Source organism: Frankia sp. CeCAU1 (assembly GCF_977971845.1).
Genome location: NZ_CDWWXA010000106.1, coordinates 1 through 16,981 on the forward strand (window position 1 = coordinate 1; position 16,981 = coordinate 16,981).

At 69.7% G+C, this 16,981-nt stretch carries 18 protein-coding genes and 1 pseudogene; 10 read left to right on the top strand and 9 right to left on the bottom strand.

Annotated features, from left to right (window positions below; all coding sequences use genetic code 11):
* Nucleotides 1-379 precede the first annotated feature (379 nt).
* The 4 genes from sdhC to AC08OO_RS17065 are packed head-to-tail and all read left to right on the top strand — an operon-like array spanning nt 380 to nt 3,737.
* A complete protein-coding gene (gene sdhC, locus AC08OO_RS17050) occupies nt 380-775 on the top strand; it encodes a succinate dehydrogenase, cytochrome b556 subunit (RefSeq protein ID WP_011435134.1) in 396 nt (131 codons plus the stop codon).
* Nucleotides 775-1,236, top strand: a complete 462-nt coding sequence (locus tag AC08OO_RS17055; RefSeq protein ID WP_476607154.1) for a succinate dehydrogenase hydrophobic membrane anchor subunit — start codon at nt 775-777, stop codon at nt 1,234-1,236. Before sdhC ends, AC08OO_RS17055 begins: the two co-directional genes overlap by 1 nt.
* Before the next feature lie 48 nt (nt 1,237-1,284).
* Nucleotides 1,285-3,039, top strand: coding sequence for a succinate dehydrogenase flavoprotein subunit (gene sdhA, locus AC08OO_RS17060; protein ID WP_476610302.1), 1,755 nt, complete (start codon nt 1,285-1,287; stop codon nt 3,037-3,039).
* A complete protein-coding gene (locus AC08OO_RS17065) occupies nt 3,039-3,737 on the top strand; it encodes a succinate dehydrogenase iron-sulfur subunit (protein ID WP_011435131.1) in 699 nt (232 codons plus the stop codon). Before sdhA ends, AC08OO_RS17065 begins: the two co-directional genes overlap by 1 nt.
* 17 nt (nt 3,738-3,754) lie before the next feature.
* On the opposite strand, the gene AC08OO_RS17070 is transcribed toward AC08OO_RS17065, so the two are convergent.
* The gene (locus AC08OO_RS17070; protein WP_476610304.1) at nt 3,755-6,013 is read right to left on the bottom strand and encodes a DEAD/DEAH box helicase; all 2,259 of its coding nucleotides are present in this window, start codon (nt 6,011-6,013) and stop codon (nt 3,755-3,757) included.
* Between the two features lie 366 nt (nt 6,014-6,379).
* Between AC08OO_RS17070 and AC08OO_RS17075 the strand changes: the two genes are divergently transcribed.
* Nucleotides 6,380-7,144 carry an SDR family NAD(P)-dependent oxidoreductase gene (locus AC08OO_RS17075; RefSeq protein WP_011435129.1) on the top strand — a complete coding sequence of 255 codons (765 nt, stop codon included), beginning with the start codon at nt 6,380-6,382 and terminating at the stop codon, nt 7,142-7,144.
* A gap of 254 nt (nt 7,145-7,398) precedes the next feature.
* Here the strand turns inward: AC08OO_RS17075 and AC08OO_RS17080 are convergent, their stop codons facing one another.
* From AC08OO_RS17080 to AC08OO_RS17095, 4 genes are all read right to left on the bottom strand, one after another.
* Nucleotides 7,399-7,674: an SCO4848 family membrane protein gene (locus AC08OO_RS17080; protein WP_011435128.1), complete on the bottom strand. Its 276-nt coding sequence runs from the start codon at nt 7,672-7,674 to the stop codon at nt 7,399-7,401.
* A 32-nt stretch (nt 7,675-7,706) separates the two neighbouring features.
* Nucleotides 7,707-7,934 carry a type II toxin-antitoxin system HicA family toxin gene (locus AC08OO_RS17085; protein ID WP_476607156.1) on the bottom strand — a complete coding sequence of 76 codons (228 nt, stop codon included), beginning with the start codon at nt 7,932-7,934 and terminating at the stop codon, nt 7,707-7,709.
* Entirely contained in the window at nt 7,931-8,197 is a 267-nt protein-coding gene (locus AC08OO_RS17090) for a type II toxin-antitoxin system HicB family antitoxin (RefSeq protein WP_011435123.1), read from the bottom strand. Before AC08OO_RS17090 ends, AC08OO_RS17085 begins: the two co-directional genes overlap by 4 nt.
* A gap of 135 nt (nt 8,198-8,332) precedes the next feature.
* Nucleotides 8,333-8,410 (bottom strand): hypothetical protein, encoded by a 78-nt coding sequence (locus tag AC08OO_RS17095; protein ID WP_476610303.1) that lies wholly within the window; start codon nt 8,408-8,410, stop codon nt 8,333-8,335.
* A gap of 174 nt (nt 8,411-8,584) precedes the next feature.
* Between AC08OO_RS17095 and AC08OO_RS17100 the strand changes: the two genes are divergently transcribed.
* Nucleotides 8,585-8,815 carry a DUF433 domain-containing protein gene (locus tag AC08OO_RS17100; protein WP_476610301.1) on the top strand — a complete coding sequence of 77 codons (231 nt, stop codon included), beginning with the start codon at nt 8,585-8,587 and terminating at the stop codon, nt 8,813-8,815.
* A 5-nt stretch (nt 8,816-8,820) separates the two neighbouring features.
* Entirely contained in the window at nt 8,821-9,054 is a 234-nt protein-coding gene (locus AC08OO_RS17105) for a DUF5615 family PIN-like protein (RefSeq protein ID WP_476610300.1), read from the top strand.
* Nucleotides 9,055-9,190: 136 nt separating this feature from the next.
* Here AC08OO_RS17105 and AC08OO_RS17110 read toward each other — a convergent pair whose 3' ends face one another.
* Nucleotides 9,191-9,766 (bottom strand): hypothetical protein, encoded by a 576-nt coding sequence (locus AC08OO_RS17110; protein WP_023839759.1) that lies wholly within the window; start codon nt 9,764-9,766, stop codon nt 9,191-9,193.
* 289 nt (nt 9,767-10,055) lie between these two features.
* Here AC08OO_RS17110 and AC08OO_RS17115 point away from each other — a divergent pair, with 289 nt between their 5' ends.
* From AC08OO_RS17115 to AC08OO_RS17125, 3 genes and pseudogenes are all read left to right on the top strand, one after another.
* On the top strand, nt 10,056-10,655 hold the full coding sequence (locus tag AC08OO_RS17115) for a GNAT family N-acetyltransferase (protein ID WP_476610299.1): 600 nt from the start codon (nt 10,056-10,058) through the stop codon (nt 10,653-10,655).
* A gap of 547 nt (nt 10,656-11,202) precedes the next feature.
* Complete coding sequence (locus tag AC08OO_RS17120; RefSeq protein WP_476610298.1) at nt 11,203-12,249, top strand: DUF1003 domain-containing protein; 1,047 nt, start codon at nt 11,203-11,205, stop codon at nt 12,247-12,249.
* 114 nt (nt 12,250-12,363) lie between these two features.
* A pseudogene (locus AC08OO_RS17125) lies at nt 12,364-13,182 on the top strand (D-alanyl-D-alanine carboxypeptidase family protein); the annotation flags it as partial.
* 542 nt (nt 13,183-13,724) lie between these two features.
* Here AC08OO_RS17125 and AC08OO_RS17130 read toward each other — a convergent pair.
* The 3 genes from AC08OO_RS17130 to AC08OO_RS17140 form a co-directional block, all read right to left on the bottom strand.
* Nucleotides 13,725-14,975: a YihY/virulence factor BrkB family protein gene (locus AC08OO_RS17130; protein WP_476610297.1), complete on the bottom strand. Its 1,251-nt coding sequence runs from the start codon at nt 14,973-14,975 to the stop codon at nt 13,725-13,727.
* Nucleotides 14,976-15,004: 29 nt separating this feature from the next.
* Nucleotides 15,005-15,667: a 2'-5' RNA ligase family protein gene (locus tag AC08OO_RS17135; RefSeq protein ID WP_476610296.1), complete on the bottom strand. Its 663-nt coding sequence runs from the start codon at nt 15,665-15,667 to the stop codon at nt 15,005-15,007.
* 274 nt (nt 15,668-15,941) lie between these two features.
* Nucleotides 15,942-16,838: a serine hydrolase domain-containing protein gene (locus AC08OO_RS17140; RefSeq protein WP_476610295.1), complete on the bottom strand. Its 897-nt coding sequence runs from the start codon at nt 16,836-16,838 to the stop codon at nt 15,942-15,944.
* Nucleotides 16,839-16,981 lie beyond the last annotated feature (143 nt).

Below are 16,981 nucleotides of genomic sequence, written 5' to 3' on the forward strand. Positions count from 1 at the left end.
GACCCAGACACCACCCCCCAGGGTCACCCCCTCGCCGAGCCGGACGGCGCCAGCCTCTCCAGGGGGCACAACGCCGCCCGTCGTTTCGACGACGGCACCGGCGCCGACCGGAACCACCACCTTCGTTCCCTGACGACCCGGTCGAGGGACGGCTCGGGGAGCGGGCCGGCACCGGACGGCGCCGGAACCGGGGGGCGTCCCAGTGCCGCCTGTGGCCGAGTTCACCCGGACGCGCCCGGCCCGAACATGCCCTCCACCAGGCCCGGCACTAGCATCTGGGTGAGATGCGCCATCGTCTCGACGATGTGTCGGGTCGCCAGAGCGCCCCCAGACATGACCTTTCCGGCCCATCGGCTGGGCCGATCCGGAGGAGCTTTCATTGCCGAAGGCACCAGCGGGCACGCTGTACCGCGGTCGAGAGGGTATGTGGTCCTGGGTGGCCCACCGGATCACCGGTGTCCTGGTCTTCTTCTTCCTCTTCGCCCACGTGCTCGACACCGCTCTCGTCCGGGTCTCCCCCACGTCGTACAACGAGGTGATCGAGGTCTACAAGAGCCCGATCGTCAACCTGCTCGAGGTCGGCCTGGTCGCGGCGGTGCTGTACCACGCCCTCAACGGCATCCGGATCATGTTGATCGACTTCTGGGAGTCCGGCCCGAGATACCAGAAGCAGATGCTGTACGTCGAGCTCGTCATCTTCGTCGTGCTGCTGGTTGCGGCCGCCTCCCGAATGCTGCTGCACACCTTCGAGACGTTGTTCGGGAGCACGACCTGATGACGACCGCTCCCCCCGGTGGCCCGGCGGGCCCGCGCGCGCCGGAGCTCGTCGCGCCCCGCACCCCCGGGCTCTCCCGCCGACGGGGGAAGCCGGGCAGCGCCAAGGCGCGCACCAACTTCGAGCTCTACGCCTGGGTATTCATGCGGGTCAGCGGCCTGCTGTTGTTCTTTCTGGTACTCGGTCACCTGTTCATCATGAACATCCTCGACGACGGGGTGCAGCGGGTGAACTTCGGGTTCGTCGCCGGCCGCTGGGCGTCACCGTTCTGGCGCACCTGGGACCTGGTGATGCTGCTCCTGGCGGAGCTGCACGGCACCAACGGCCTGCGCACGATCATCAACGACTACGCCGGGCGGCCCCAGACCCGGTTCTGGCTGAAGACGCTGCTCTATACCTCGGCGTTCCTGGTCGTCGCCCTCGGCACCCTCGTCATCTTCACCTTCGATCCCGACATCTGAACGCGCCGGTGATCCCGTGACCCCAGCATCGGACGGATGGAGGTAGGCGTGCAGGTCCACAGGTACGACGCAGTCATCGTCGGTGCGGGTGGAGCCGGCATGCGTGCCGCCATCGAGGCGGGCACCCGCTGCCGGACCGCCGTGCTCACCAAGCTCTATCCCACCCGCTCGCACACCGGCGCGGCGCAGGGCGGCATGTGTGCCGCCCTGGCCAACGTCGAGGAGGACAACTGGGAGTGGCACACCTTCGACACGATCAAGGGCGGTGACTACCTGGTCGACCAGGATGCCGCGGAAATCATGGCGAAGGAGGCCATCGACGCTGTCCTCGCCCTGGAGAAGATGGGGCTGCCGTTCAACCGGACGCCCGAGGGTCGCATCGACCAGCGCCGGTTCGGCGGCCATACCCGCGACCACGGCAAGGCCCCGGTGCGCCGCTCCTGCTACGCGGCGGACCGCACCGGGCACATGATCCTGCAGACGCTGTACCAGCAGTGCGTCAAGCACGACATCGAGTTCTTCAACGAGTTCTACGTCCTCGACCTGCTACTACAGAAGGGCGCGGCGGCCGGGGTGGTCGCCTACGAGCTGAAGACCGGAGAGATCCACATCTTCCAGGCCAAGTCGGTGGTGTTCGCCACCGGCGGTTTCGGCAAGGTCTTCAAGGTCACCTCCAACGCGCACACGCTGACCGGTGACGGAATGGGTCTGGCGTTCCGGCGGGGCATCCCGCTGGAGGACATGGAGTTCTTCCAGTTTCATCCGACCGGCATCTGGAAGATGGGGATTCTCCTCACCGAGGGTGCCCGCGGCGAGGGCGGAATCCTACGCAACAAGGACGGCGAACGCTTCATGGAGCGCTACGCCCCGACCATCAAGGACCTTGCGCCACGCGACATGGTGGCTCGCGCCATCTACACCGAGATCCGTGCCGGCCGCGGCTGCGGCCCGGACGCCGACCACGTCTACCTTGACCTCACCCACCTGCCGCCGGAGCACCTCGACGCAAAGCTGCCCGACATCACCGAGTTCGCTCGGACCTATCTCGGCATCGAACCGTACAACGACCCGATCCCGATCCAGCCGACGGCGCACTACGCGATGGGCGGCATCCCGACCAACGTGGACGCGCAGGTGCTCGCGGACAACGACACGGTCGTGCCCGGTCTGTACGCGGCAGGCGAGGTGGCGTGCGTGTCCGTGCATGGCGCGAACCGGCTGGGCACCAACTCGCTGCTCGACATCAACGTATTCGGCCGGCGGGCTGGCATCGCCGCCGCCGCGTACGCGAACGCGAACGCACAGCACGTCGACCTCCCGGAGAACCCGGCGTCGTTCGTCGAGGACCTGCTCGGGCGCCTGCGCGCGGGCGCCGGAACCGAGAACGCGGCCGCGATCCGGCGCGAACTACAGGAGTCGATGGACGTCAAGGCCTCGGTGTACCGGACGGAGGCGACGCTCAAGCAGGCACTGAGCGACATCTCCGGCCTCAAGACGCGTTACCAGCGGGTGGGCGTGTCCGACCGGGGGCGTCGCTACAACACCGAACTACTCGAAGCGGTGGAGCTCGGCTTCCTGCTGGACCTCGCCGAGGTCCTGGTCGTCGGGGCGCTGGCCCGCAACGAGTCCCGCGGCGGCCACTCCCGTGAGGACTACCCGAACCGGGACGACGTCAACTTCATGCGCCACACGATGGCCTACCGGTCGGGGCCGCTGGTGGCCGCCTCGCCGGAGGCGGAGATCCGCCTGGACTACAAGCCGGTTGTCATGACCCGCTACCAGCCGATGGAGCGCAAGTACTGATGACAGTCACCCTCAAGATCCGTCGCTACGACCCGGAGACGGTCGACGAGGCGCACTGGGAGAGCTACCAGGTGCCGTTCGATCCGAGCGACCGGCTGCTCGACGCAATCATGTGGGTCAAGTGGAACCTCGACGGGACGCTCGCCTTCCGCCGGTCCTGCGCGCACGGGGTGTGCGGCTCGGATGCGATGCGGGTCAACGGCGCCAACCGCCTCGCCTGCAAGGTGCTGGTGAAGGACCTCGGCTCGGAGATCACCATCGAACCGATCAAAGGTCTGCCGGTGGAGAAGGACCTCATCGTCGACATGGAACCGTTCTTCGACGCGTTCCGGGCAGTGAAGCCCTACCTGATCACGGACGACCACGAGCCGACCCGCGAGCGGCTGCAGTCCACCGAGGACCGGGCCCGCTTCGACGACACGACCAAGTGCATCATGTGCGCGGCGTGCACCACCGCGTGCCCGGTGTTCTGGACCGACGGCGACTACTTCGGCCCGCAGGCGATCGTCGCGGCCCACCGGTTCATCTTCGACAGCCGTGACTCCGGTACCGACGAGCGCCTGGAGATCCTCAACGAACGCGAGGGGGTCTGGCGTTGCCGGACCACCTTCAACTGCACCGACGCCTGTCCACGCGGCATCCAGGTGACCAAGGCCATCCAGGAAGTCAAGCGGGCGCTGTTGTTCCGCCGCGTCTGAGCCTTCCTCCCGGCCGGTCATGCGGTGTCCACCGCGAGCGCGAACGGCAGCACCGACGGCGCTCCGGCCTGCCGGAGCAGGCGAGCGGCGACCGTCATCGTCCAGCCGGTGACGATCCGATCATCGACGAGCAGCACCGGGCCGCCGAGCTCGCCCAGGGCGGCGGCAAGGGCCGGGGAGACCGTGAACGCATCCCACAGGCCGGCGAGCCGGTGCGCGCTGTTGTGCACCTGCCCGGTGTGCGGCCCGTCGGCGACCCGGTCGAGCTGCCCCAGCAGCGGCAGGCGTCCGATGGTGGAAATGCGCTCGGCGAGGCTCGCGATGAGCCGGGGCCGGCTGCGGGACGCGATCGACACGACGGCCACCGGCCGCCGCTGCCATCCCCAACCGGCGAGCGTTGCGACCACCGCCTCGACGAGATCACCGGGAAGCGGGCCGTCGAGGGCGCCGGGCACAGCGGAGCCGGGCACAGCGGAGCCGGGCACAGCGGAGCCGGGCACAGCGGAGCCGGGCACAGCGAGGGTGGCAGACGTGAACATCGGGCGCAGCCGGTTGCCCCAGCCCACATCGCTGAGTCGGGCAAGCGCCCGCCCGGGCTCGGCAGCGGCCGACGCCGGGATACGCCCGGCCAGGTCGACCCCGAGCCGGCCCATCCCAGTCGGCCACATCCGCCGCGGTTCGACCGGGACGCCCGCCCGGTGCAGCTCATCCCGGGCCCGCGTCCGCGAGGACTCCGAGACCGCGGACGACCACGACCGACCGGTGCACCGGTCACACCGCCGGCAGGCCGCCGCGTGGGGATCGTCGAGCTGCCGGCGCAGGAACTCCATCCGGCAGCCGGTCGCCACGATGTAGTCGAGCATCGCCTGCTGCTCCCGAGACCGCGCCGCGGCGACACGCCGGTAACGCTCCTCGTCGTACGACCAGGGCTCACCGGTACTCACCCAGCCGCCCCTGACTCGCCGGACCGTCCCGTCGGTGTCGAGGACCTTCAGCATCTGGTCGAGTCGGCTGGGACCGAGGTCGACGGACGCGAGCAACGCCTGGGTCGACAGCGGCCGATCGGCGCCCGCGAGCACTCCGAGCACCCGGCGGACGACGTGCTCCGGCGGAAAAGAGGTGTCCGCGAAGTAGCGCCAGATGTCCCGGTCCTCAGCCGCCGGGAGGAGCACGACCTCGGCCGTGTCGAGCGCCCGGCCGGCCCGGCCGATCTGCTGGTAGTAGGAGATCGGCGACGACGGAGCTCCGAGGTGGACGACGAAGCCGAGGTCCGGCTTGTCGAAGCCCATTCCGAGCGCGCTGGTGGCGATCAGCGCCTTGACCCGGTTCGCGAGCAGATCCTCCTCGGCGACGATGCGCTCGGCCGCCTCGATGCCACCGTGATAGGTGGCGACGGCATGACCCTGACCGCGCAGAAAGATGGTCAGCTCCTCCGCCGCCGCCTTCGTCAGCGTGTAGACGATCCCCGATCCGGGCAGCTCGCCGAGATGGTCGGCGAGCCAGCCGAACCGGTGCTCGGCCTGCGGCAGCGACACGACCGCGAGCCGCAGGCTCTCCCGATCGAGACTCCCGCGTAGCACCAACGTCCCGGCGGACGCCGGGCCGGCGGGAGCGGAGGTTCCGAGCTGCTCACTGACGTCCTCGACCACGCGGGTGTTGGCGGTGGCCGTCGTGGCCAGCACCGGGACCCGCGGACGCAGCTCGGCGACGAGGGTGCGCAGCCGCCGGTAGTCGGGCCGGAAGTCGTGCCCCCAGTCGGAGATGCAGTGCGCCTCGTCGATGACGAGCAACCCGGTGGTGGCTGCGAGCTCGGGCAGGTAGTCGTCCCGGAAGGTCGGATTGTTCAGCCGCTCCGGCCCGACGAGCAGCACGTCGAGCTCGCCCGACCGCAACGCCGCGTAGACCTCGTCCCACTCGGTCACGTTGCCGGAGTGAATCTCGCCGGCGCGGATGCCCAGCCTCGCCGCGGCCGCCGCCTGGTTGCGGATGAGCGCGAGCAACGGGGAGACGATCACCGTCGGAGCAGCGCGTCCCGCTGCGCCGCGGAGCAGTGCCGTGGCGAGGAAGTACACCGCCGACTTGCCCCAACCGGTGCGCTGGACGAGCAGCACCCGGCGCCGGTGGGTCACGAGCGCGTCGATGGCCTGCCACTGGTCCTCGCGCAGCGCCGCGGCCGGCCCGGCAAGCGCCCGCAGCAGCTCCTCCGCGCGCTCCCGCAGCCCACCGGGCCCCGGGTCCGCCGGGTCCGCCGGGTCCGCCAGGCCCGCCGGGAACATCGGGCCCGCCGGGAACATCGGGCCCGGCCAGGCCTCCGCCCGATCCGGGGCATGCGCGACCGGCGACGCCGGGCCGGAAGCCCCCGGAAGCGCGGAGGTCGTCTCGTCTGCTGCCATGAGAGGTGTCTACCCGATGCCACCGACAAGATCGGATCGTCCCAGGTCACAGCGGGACGGAGTCACCGTGACGGCTCGGCAGATACCCGATCACGGTAGGCTTCGCCCGGCATGACCGGACAGTGCCTGTCGCCGGGTTCCACCGGTTCGTGCGGCCGGCTGCGGCACCCCCTTCCAGCCGCTCCAGGTAGGGCGCCTGACCACGCTGACTGACCCGGCGACTCGCCCACGACTCAGGAGTGCGTACACATGAGCGAACGGCTGGACGGCACCGTTGCCCTGGTGACCGGTGCGAGCAGCGGCATCGGTGAGGCGACCGCCCGCGAGCTGGCCCGGCACGGCGCCGCGATGGCGCTGGTCGCGCGGCGCGGCGACCGGCTCGAGCGCCTCGCCGCCGACATCACCGGCGCCGGCGGCACCGCCCTCCCCCTCCCGCTGGACATCACCGACCAGGCCCAGGCCGCCGACGCGGTGAAGCGCACCGTGGCGGAGCTCGGCCGGCTCGATACCGTCGTCAACAACGCCGGTATCATGCTGCCCGGGCCGATCCTCGACGCGCCGACCGAGGAGTGGGACCGGATGGTGGCCCTGAACCTGCAGGGCCTGCTGTACGTCACCCATGCGGCGCTGCCGCATCTGCTCACTGCCGCGGACGGCGGCCCCCGCCAGGTCGCGGACCTGGTGAACATCAGCTCGGTGGCGGGACGGCACGCCACCATGGGCGCCGGCATCTACAACCTCACCAAGTTCGGGGTGAACGCGTTCACCGAGTCGCTGCGCCAAGAGGTCACCGCCCGGCACGTGCGCGTCTCGGTGGTCGAACCGGGCTCCGTCGAGACCGAGCTGAGGTCCCATATCCGCGAGGAGATCCGGAATATCGTCATGCGCCGCATCGCCGACATCGAGCCGATGCAGTCCGAGGACATCGCGGACGCCGTCGCCTACATCGTCACCCGGCCGCGGCGGGTCGCGATCAACGAACTGCTCATGCGGCCCACCGAGCAGGTCGGCTGACACCGCGTCGCGCGGGAACCCCTGGCGCCGGACTGGTCGGGCGTGTCCCGGATTTTCCGGGATGCGCCGCTCCGCGCCCCGGAGTGGGCCCACGCGCTCAATCACCCAATTGGGACTCGGTGCGACCACACACGACGATCAACGCGAAGCACCCGCGCAGGTCGGCCCCTGTTTCCCAACGCCAGGAGAATCACACGGCGTAGAGCCGATCATGACACGGAGCGGTTTCGAAGACTACCGCCGCTTTCGGCATGTCAACGACCCGAATTGATCAGCCGCCTGGATGAGGCATCATCACCGGTATCGCCATGGCGGACGGCGCGTGCGCCGCGGATGCCCAGCCAGCCGACGACGGAGCCGATGGCGAGGGAAGCGACAGTCAGGACCAGGTGGACCGTGAAGAAGCCAGTCGGGCCGTCGTCCCAGGAACGATCATCCTTCCACACGTTCCGCAGGAAATTTGGCCAGATGGCCCACGTCCAGACGCCGACTGCGATCAAGAACCAGGACGCACGCTTTGAGAGGGTCACCCCTCCAGCTTGCACCCGGGATCCCGTCGGGCTCAGGTGAGCAACATCCTAAGCTCCTCCGCCTCGATGCGCGCCTGGCGCAGAACAGAGGCGAGAGTGCCCGTCGCCAGCTCCCGGTGGAGCGGCACGATCACAACCCGAGCGCTCTCCTTGTGCCGCAGCTTGCAGTGCGAGCCACGAGTAGCGACCTCCTCGAAGCCGGCACGCCCCAGAGCCTTCACCACCTTCGCCCCGGAGATCCGAGGCAGCGCGGGTGTCACGCCGACAGGCGGATGTCCAGCGGAGCGACGATGGGACCGTCCGCGGCGGTCACGGGGAACGGCTGGTCCTCGAAGTACAGCTCCAGCGCCTCGCGAAGATTCGCCAGCGACTCCTCGACGCTGGCTCCCTGGCTGGTCACCTCGACCTCCAAAGCCCGCGCCACATACCAGTCACCCTCGTGCGTGACGACAGCCGTCAGCCGCGCCGCTCGCTCCATGGAGATCAGCCTAGCCGTCCCTGCCACACCTGGCGAAGCGCTCACCGCCGCCTCCTCGACATGATCAACCAGTCCCCTGTCGACCATACGAGCAGAAGCCATCTCCAACGGCCCGAGTACACACGAGAGGCACGAGGCCACCCCCGACTCGCTGGAATACCTAGGTCATAAATGAATGCTCTACAAATTCGGCCAGATCGCCCACGTCCACACACCCACCGCGATCAAGAACCAGGACGCACGCTTTGAGAGGGTCACCCCTCCAGCTTCGCACCCGCGCCACGCGGACGAGCCGACCGAGACCCGTCACACAGCGTGTAGCTGAACACAACCCACGAGCACCACGCTGCCGCGATCTCGTGACCTGTCTCATGGCCACCACCTCAAGACCACCATGATCACCTTATGCTGAAGCGCGAGAGGAGGTGGCCCGTGCACTTCACCCGCATCACAGTGAACCCGGCACAGATGGGCGGGGTCCCCTGCATCCGTGGGTTGCGCATCCCGGTAGCAACGGTCGTCGGAATGATCGCGGACGGCACGTCCGCCACCGAGGTCATCACCGAACTGCCGGACCTTGACATGGACGACATCCGCGAGGCACTCCGCTTCGCCGCCGAAGCCGTCCGCGAGCAGCAGCTTCCGCTGATCATCCCAGCCTGACCAACGTGCGCTTCCTGCTCGACAACAACCTGTCGAACACTCTCGCGACCGGCCTGCGCGAGGCTGGGCACGACGTTCTCCATGTTCGAGACGTCAGACTCGGCGCGGCCGACGACATCACCGTCCTCGGCTTCGCGCGAGACGAGCGAAGGATTCTGATCTCGGCCGACACCGACTTCGGCGGCATCCTCGCCCGGACCGGACTCGACGGCCCTTCCGTGCTCCGTCATAGTTGGTAAAGCAAGACACACCCAGCGGGAATCGCGACCACGGCACGGACAGTCGCGCTGCGAGGTCGATCGGACAACCCGGCCCGGAGGGGCCGGCCGACGAAGAACCACGATCCGACGACCATGGCCTTCGACGTCCCGCGGCTCACGCCCGCAGGTGCTGGAGCGGCCCGGCGAAGGTCCGCATCACCTCGCTGAACGTCGTGTCGGGACGGTAGGCGGGCGGCTGGACCGATTCCCCGGCCCCGCTGCGGGCCGCTCCGAACCGCATGGTCCACAGCATCGTCTCGGCCACCGGGAGGGTGGCCACGACCGCGTCGTTCTCATCCTCCAGCTGGCCCGTCAGCCAGGAGACGCGGTCCGACTGCAGCGCGCAGACATAGATCACCTCGCCGGCCGCGTTGCCCGGGGCCGCACGCAGCCGCGCAGCCTGGTCCCCGGCGGCCAAGGCCTCGCCCAGCCGGTCGGCGACCAGCTGACGTTCCCACAGTTGCGCATCCTGGGCGATCCGGACGGCGACGCCACCGCACAGCCTCCGCTCGACGTGGATCTGCGCATCGATCTCGGTGGCCTCACCGAAGTACCACGCGAGGACGTCGGGCAACGCGGCCCGCAGCTCCGCGGCGGACGGCTGGGCCATCGCCAGCCCCGGGCACTGCGGGGACCAGGCCGACCACGAAGGCCCGTCATGCCGCACGATCAACGAGACGGGCCTACCCACGATAGATCATCTCGCGCGACTCCTCCGCCGTCCCGCCGCTTTGATCAGTATCCGCGCTTCCCTCGCTGCCCGGGAGCACTTTGCGGTAAAGGCCGGACCGATTACGCGCAACACCGGCCTGTCCCGCACAACACCGACCTCTCCCGGCCGACGGTCTGGTCACGGGCGGCACTGACACGGAGGATGCGCAAGGGATCCGCGAGGCGGGCAAGGTCGGCAGGCAAGGTCGGCAGGCAAGGTCGGCAGGCAAGACAGGCAAGACAGGCAAGACGGCGGGAGGGAGGGAGCGGTGTTGGGGGCCGACGACATCCGGGGGCGCCGGATCGGACCAGACGAGGGAATGCTGTTGCGAAGGCTGCGTCTTGCCGCGCTCGCCGATGCTCCTTCGGCGTTCTGGCAGACCCTGGCCGAGGCGAGCGCGCTGCCCGCCGAGGAGTGGGACGCCCGCGCCCGCGCCGGGGCCGACTCGTCCGCCGATCTGGTGGCCATCGTCGCCGTGGCTGGCGAGGCCGCCGGGATGGTGCAGGGCTTCACCCCGGTGGGCCGTCCCTGGTTACGGGAACTCGGCGCCATGTGGGTCGCTCCCGAGGCGCGGGGCACCGGAGCCGCCGACACCCTCCTGGCCACCGCGATCGACTGGGCCCGCCAGGCGGGCGCGGAGGCGGTGAAGCTCTGGGTGGTCCCCGGGAACCGTCCGGCGCGGCGCCTCTACGCCCGCCACGGATTCCTCGTCCTGGGCGGGCCGAAACCCGTCACCGACGATCCGACCGTCAAGGTCTTCGTTCCGATGCTGCTGCCGCTGTATCCCGCCCGGCCCCGCCGCCCACTGACAGTCCCCGCTTCGGGTGACGTCACCGCGACCGGTATCACGGGTGCCCCGGTGGGTTAGGGAACAGCTCCGGCGGTTATCCTTGACAAGCCCCCGAAAAATCCTCTACGGAGGACCAACACGAGGAGGTGGCCGCTGTGAGTCCTGGCGGGTGCTCCAGTAAAGGCCGCTTCCTGCTCGTGGACGTCAGCCAGCACTGAATCCCGGGCCGATGAGCGCGCACCGTCGCGCCCGGCCCGCGTCCACGGAACCCGGGTAGACGATGCCCGGGGCACTGTTCGGAAGTCCGGCCTGTTCGGACGCACGGCCCTCCTGTCCGGTGCGGCCGTGCCGTCGGCGACGGCGTCTCCGCCTCGGAGACGATGGTCACCGCTCTACCGGCCCGACCGGTTCGTGCCGGTAGCACGGAGCCATCCTGTCCCGGCCGGGCTTCCCTGATCCGTCCGGGTCGGCAGTCGCGTGGGCCGCGAGCAGTGCACAAGCAGGTGCGGTCGATCGAAGTCGTATCGACCAGAGGTCGCCGTGGCGATGCCGCCCGCGGCCTGCTCGAGGAATGCGCGCTCGCAGCTGTCCGGCAGTGGCTGGGGCGCGCGGAGGGGGACCTTCCATGAGCATCCCAACATCGCGGACCGCGGGACGTCGTGGTGCCTGCACCGAGCGTCTCGACCTGCCCGCCTCCGGCCGGGTCACACTGATCCCCCGGGGCATGGACCGGGAATCGGTCAGTCGCTTCGCGGAGGCCATCGCCCGGTTCCTGGGAACCGGGCGCTACCTCGCCATTCAGACCTGTATCGTGATCGTCTGGATAGCCTTGAACATCGCGCTACCGCTGCTGCGGTGGGATCCCTACCCTTTCATCCTGCTGAACCTGGCCTTCTCGACTCAGGCCGCCTACGCGGCGCCGTTGATCCTGCTCGCCCAGAACCGACAGGACGACCGTGACCGTGCCTCGCTGGCCGAGGATCGGGCGGTCGCTGTACGTATGCGGGAAGACACCGAGTTTCTCGCGCGTGAGATCGCCGCGCTCCGGCTTGCCCAGAGCGATGCGGCGACCCGGCAGTACATGCGCGGCGAACTGGCCGGCCAACTCGAATCTCTTCGCGGCGACATCGAGAGTCTGGTGCGGGACGCGGTTCACGTTCCGCCCCAGACGGCGTCGGATGAACGGGAGCCGACCGCCGCACGATCGCCGTCACGGCACGGCGGGCCGGCGCCCACGGCCGGTGGTGGCCCCCGGGAAACGAGCGACCCCGAGACCGAGGGCCTGCCCGCCACGGGCAAGCCGAACATCGGGAATCCGGAACGCCCCCGGCGGCCCAAGCACCACAAGCGCAGGAACACCACGGGTGTGAGCACGGCAGGCATCCCCCCTCGCTCCACGGACACCGGGTATGCCACCCGCACCGGGAACCGCGAAAACGGCGGTCCCGACAGGAAGACGACGCCGACCATCGCCACCGGTCCCACCCCGGAGACCACGCTCGACGACCCCACCCGGGAGGCCAGCGCGACGACGCACCTCAAGAACAGAGGAGTTACAACGCACGGGCACCATAGTCTCTCTGCCCATACGGGCTCCTCCTGGCATTCAATGGGAAAGCCGCAACCAGTGGATTCCTACCCAGGAAACGTCCACTCGCGACACGGGTCGTAACCACCCTTCTGCGGAACGGGTCAACCCAGTAGCGTTCGACAGGTGCGTGTCCCCTGTCCGCCCCGGCATGACCCGCGTCGCCTCCGCGGAAGCCTCGGGCGGGCGCTGGTGGCCGTGGCGGTCCTCGGCGCAATCCTCACCCCGTTCCTGAAGATCGTTCCGGCGACCGCGGCCGGCCCCGCACCCACTCCCGGTCCCACGAGCGGCCTGGGTACCGCCGCGTCCCCCGCGGCCGGCCTCGGGCCGCCGGCTGCGGCCAGCGCTCCACCCGCGGTCCCGCCCACCGTCCCGCTCGCCGCACCGGCACCCACCGCCGCTTCCGACTCCGCTCCCCCGGCCGGTCTCACGGCAGCCGAGTGGCTCGTCGCGGACGCGGGAAGCGGCGCCATCCTCGCCGCCTACCGCCCACACGCCCAGGATCTCCCGGCCAGCACGATGAAAATCCTGACCGCGCTGACCGTGCTGCCCGGCCTGCCGCCGGACCGGGTCGTGACGGTCGACGAGAACGCCCCTCGGGTGGACGGCACGAAGGTCGGTCTCGTGCCGGGGGTCGGATACACCGTCCGTGACCTGGCGACCGCCATGCTGATCTCCAGCGGAAACGACGCGACCATGGCCCTGGTCCAGGCGAGCGGGGGAACTCCCGCCGTGCTGCAGCGGATGAACGCTCTAGCCAGGTCACTCGGCGCAACGGACACCGTCGCCGGTGACCCGACCGGACTGGACAGTCCCGGCCAGGTCACCAGTGTGCACGACCTAGCCGTGCTCGGTCGGGCGGCGTTGGACAACCCGACGGTGCGCGGCTACCTGACGATCCCGCGCGCCTCGCTCGCCGGCCGGGGGGGCACCCGCTTCGAGATCCAGAACCACAACGCCCTGCTGCGTTCCTACGAGGGGACTATCGGGGTGAAGAACGGCTACACCGTCGCGGCCGGCGCGACGTTCGTCGGCGCGGCCACCCGCGGCGGCCACACCCTCATCGTCGCCCTGTTGCGGACGGCTCCCGCCTACGGCAAGGACGCACGCGCGCTGCTCGACTGGGGCTTCGCACACGCCAACACGGTCACCCCGGTCGGGTATCTCGCGAACCCCGGGGCGACGGCGGCGGCGTCGAGCGGGCCCGCGGGAGACCGGCCCTCCATCAGCCCGGCGGGTCCAGGGGCCGCGCCGACCGCCGGCGCGGCAACATCCTCCTCTTCCTCCTCGCGCTCCTCTTCCTCCTCGCGGCACGGAGTCGCCCGCGCGGGCGATCCTGGCAGCGGCATCGGCCCGATAACCTGGATCGCGATCGGCGGCACCGTCGTAGCATGCCTGCTCACCGCACTCACCCATCGGGCCGCCCGGGTACGCCGACACCAGCACCGGCGGCGGCACGCGGCGGCGGGCCTCCGGGACGTCGAGCGCCCGTCGGGCCGGCCACCCGCACCGCGTTACGGACACGTGTCCGTAACGCTGCGGCCGGCGGCCGGACCTGATCAGTCCGATCTGCTGGATGTCCCCGAGGGTATGCGGCGGCGCAGAAGTGCCCGTACCCGGGCGGGGAGGGGCACCGTGCCACGCGGGTTGCTCTCCGACGCCACCCGCACCGGTCCGGCCGAGGATGGCTTCGCCGACGACGGGTCGGATGAAGCAGGCTCGAGCGGCGTCGAGCCGTTCTGGGAGCCGGGCACCAGGCGGCGGGAGGCCTCCGGGTTCGGCGAGCCGCTCGACCGGTAGGACTCCGGCCCCGTGGATCCCGGCCCCGTGGATCCCGCGCCTGCCGCGCCCGCGCTCCCCGCCGCCGCGTGGTCGGCCGCCTCGGCGACGGTATGCCGGGCTGCCGAACCGGAGGGGAAGACGTCGGAGTTGTAGGGCGCCGTCACGGTCCAGGCAGCGACGAACAGCGTCCATCGCATGACAATGTTGATCCAGATGAGCAACCCGACGATCACCGCGAACGTACCGTACACCGGATTGCTCATGGTCTGCCCGACCAGCCAGGTGCCGACGATCTTGAGGATCTCGACTCCGACGGCGCCGAGCACCGCACCCCGGACCGTCCGCACCCGGTCGGTCTGCTGCGGCAGCCGCCAGAACAGATAGAGGAAAACCGCGGTGTCGATCGCGAGGGCGATGAGCAGGGCCAGTAGGCCGGTCACCCAGGCCGCGGCGGTGCTGCCGGACAATCCGATCCAGCTCAGGAATGACCCGGTGGCCGAGGTCGAGAGGCTGGTCACGACGAGTGAGGCCAACAGAGTCAGTCCCAGTCCCGCGAGCACCGTGACATCCCGCAGCCGCCGGGTGATGATGTTGCCGACATCGATGTCCTGGTGCCATACGAGACGGATGGCGTCCCGCAGCGCGCCGATCCACGCGAGTCCGGCGAGCAGGAGGCCGGCAAGACCGATAATGCCCACACCGACCTTGGCGTTGCCAATCGAGGCGACGTCGAGCTTGTCCGCCAAGCCCGGAAGATAGTCGTTGATCTGCCGGGTCAGGCTCTCCTGCACATCGGGGTACGCGTCTACGACGAAGCCGGTGACCGCGAAGGCCAGCGCGATCAGCGGGAAGAATGACAGGAACGCGAAGTAGGTCGCCGACGCCGCGAGACGATCACCGCCATCGGCTGTGTAGCGGGAATATGCCCGGACGAGGTGATCGAGAAACGGACGTTTCCGGCGTACCGCCACAGCGGTACCGGAAACCGTCCCGACACCGGCCCGTACCGCCTGACGAGGTCCCGTCACATTCGTTACTGTCCCCCGACGGCGTGCGCTCACTCCCGAGATCCGAGTGTGGCGCGTCGCCTCCCGCCGCCCACCGGTTCCGGCCCACGCTCAGGGCGACCGAACGGGAAGAAGCGTAGTTGCCGCCAGCGCAGGTCGGCGCCTCTTTCGTACATCCCGAACCCGTTGACCTCGAACTGCGCCTGATATTCGGCGAGCGCATCAAAGGCGCGATCTAACGCGTCCTCGGCAAGATCGTGCGCGACGGTGACGTGCGGATGGTAGGCAAAGCTGAGCGGCCGGTCGAGAGGACCGGACCGTACCACCGCCGCCAGTTTCTCGCACCGGAGAATACCCATGGCGAGGGCGACGAACACGACCGGAGACAACGGCCGGAACGTGCCGGATCCCCGCAGGCGGATGGTGAACGGGGAGTTCGTCCGCGCCGCCTGCGCGAGGTGGCGCTCGATCATGGGCAGCTCCACGAACCCGACGGAGGTCGGACCCAGCAGGGTGACGTGCGGGACGATGAGGGCTGCGTTCGGGTCGCCGAGTCGCTCCCGCCAGTCCTGAAGCTCTGTGCGGTACGGCTCGGGGATGCCGATCGCCACCCCGATGTCCACCCGAGCCGCGGAACCGAACGGATCGACCGATCCACCGGGATCAACGGCCGGGACAACCTGGACGGTATGACCGTTCACCCCCTCAGTCATGCGGGACCGGCTCCCCGACGAAAGCAGTGACGATCGCTACTCTGCGTATCCACATGCCTGCCTGCGCCGGGTGAAGAACCGGCCGTCGGGATCGGTCTCGCCGAGGAAGCATGCCGACATCATGGCCCATGAGCCACGGCCGTCCCGCGCGGACCATGGGAAGGGGATGCGGATTCCAGATCATGACCAAAAGCTGACAATACCCTCGGGAAAAACCGGCATCCGACCGGAAATGCTCACCGACGGCCGCGCCGCACCCGCCCTTTCTCGCACGTCACGCCAAGCGGTTTGCGGACCACGAGGGGGGCTGCGCCAGGATCGCGTCCGCCAGCGGTGGCCAGACTCGCTGGGCCCACTCGCCAAAATCACGATCACAAAGAGTCACACATGCGAGGCGGGCGACGGGATCCACCCACAGGAAGGTCCCGCTCTGCCCGAAGTGGCCGAAGGTCGACGGCGCGTTGGAGCTGCCCGTCCAGTGCGGGTGCTTGTCGCCGCGGATCTCGAAGCCGAGTCCCCAGTCGTTGCGGGTCTGCTGGCCGAAACCCGGCAGCACGCCGGCAAGTCCGGGAAAGGCGACCGAGATGGCCGTGGCGAACGTCGCGGAGGTGATCAGCGTCGGGGCGAGGAGCTCGGCAGCGAAGCGTCGCATGTCGGCAAGCGTCGCCGTCACGCCGGAGGCCGGGGATCCCGTCAGCCGGGCATCGTGCATCCCGAGGGGCTCGAAGACCGCCTGGGCGAGGTAGTCGGCGAAGGCGATGCTGGTCGCCTTCTCCAGCGCCTCCCCCAGTCGCTCGAACCCGGTGTTGGAGTAGATGCGACGGGTACCCGGGGGGGCCAATACGCGGGTCCCCGAGAACGCGAGCCCGGAGGTGTGGGCGAGCAGATGAGCCACGGTGGACCTGGGGGGTCCGGCGGGATCGTCGAGCCCGATCGCGCCCTCCTCCACGGCGATCAGGACCGCATAGGCGCTGAGCAGCTTCGACACCGAGGCCAGCCGGAAGGGATGATCGAGTGGTCCGGTCCGCGCCACCTCCCGGACCCGCGGGGTCACCGCTGCGCCCGGCCACCCGGACCCCGCACCCGGTCCGACCGCCTCGTCCTCCCGACCCATCACCACGACCGCGACGGTCTCGACCGGCCACGCCGCCACCTGTCCAAGAGCGTCCACGTTCCGCACTGTACGAGGTTTTCCCGCCGGTCCCGACGACCCAGGAACCCGGTCCACCCCGCGGGCCCGGCAAGGCGGGGCATGCGTCCCCCCCGGGGGGCAGCCGGCTGCGAGACTGGCGGGCGTGCAGACCCCCACATCCC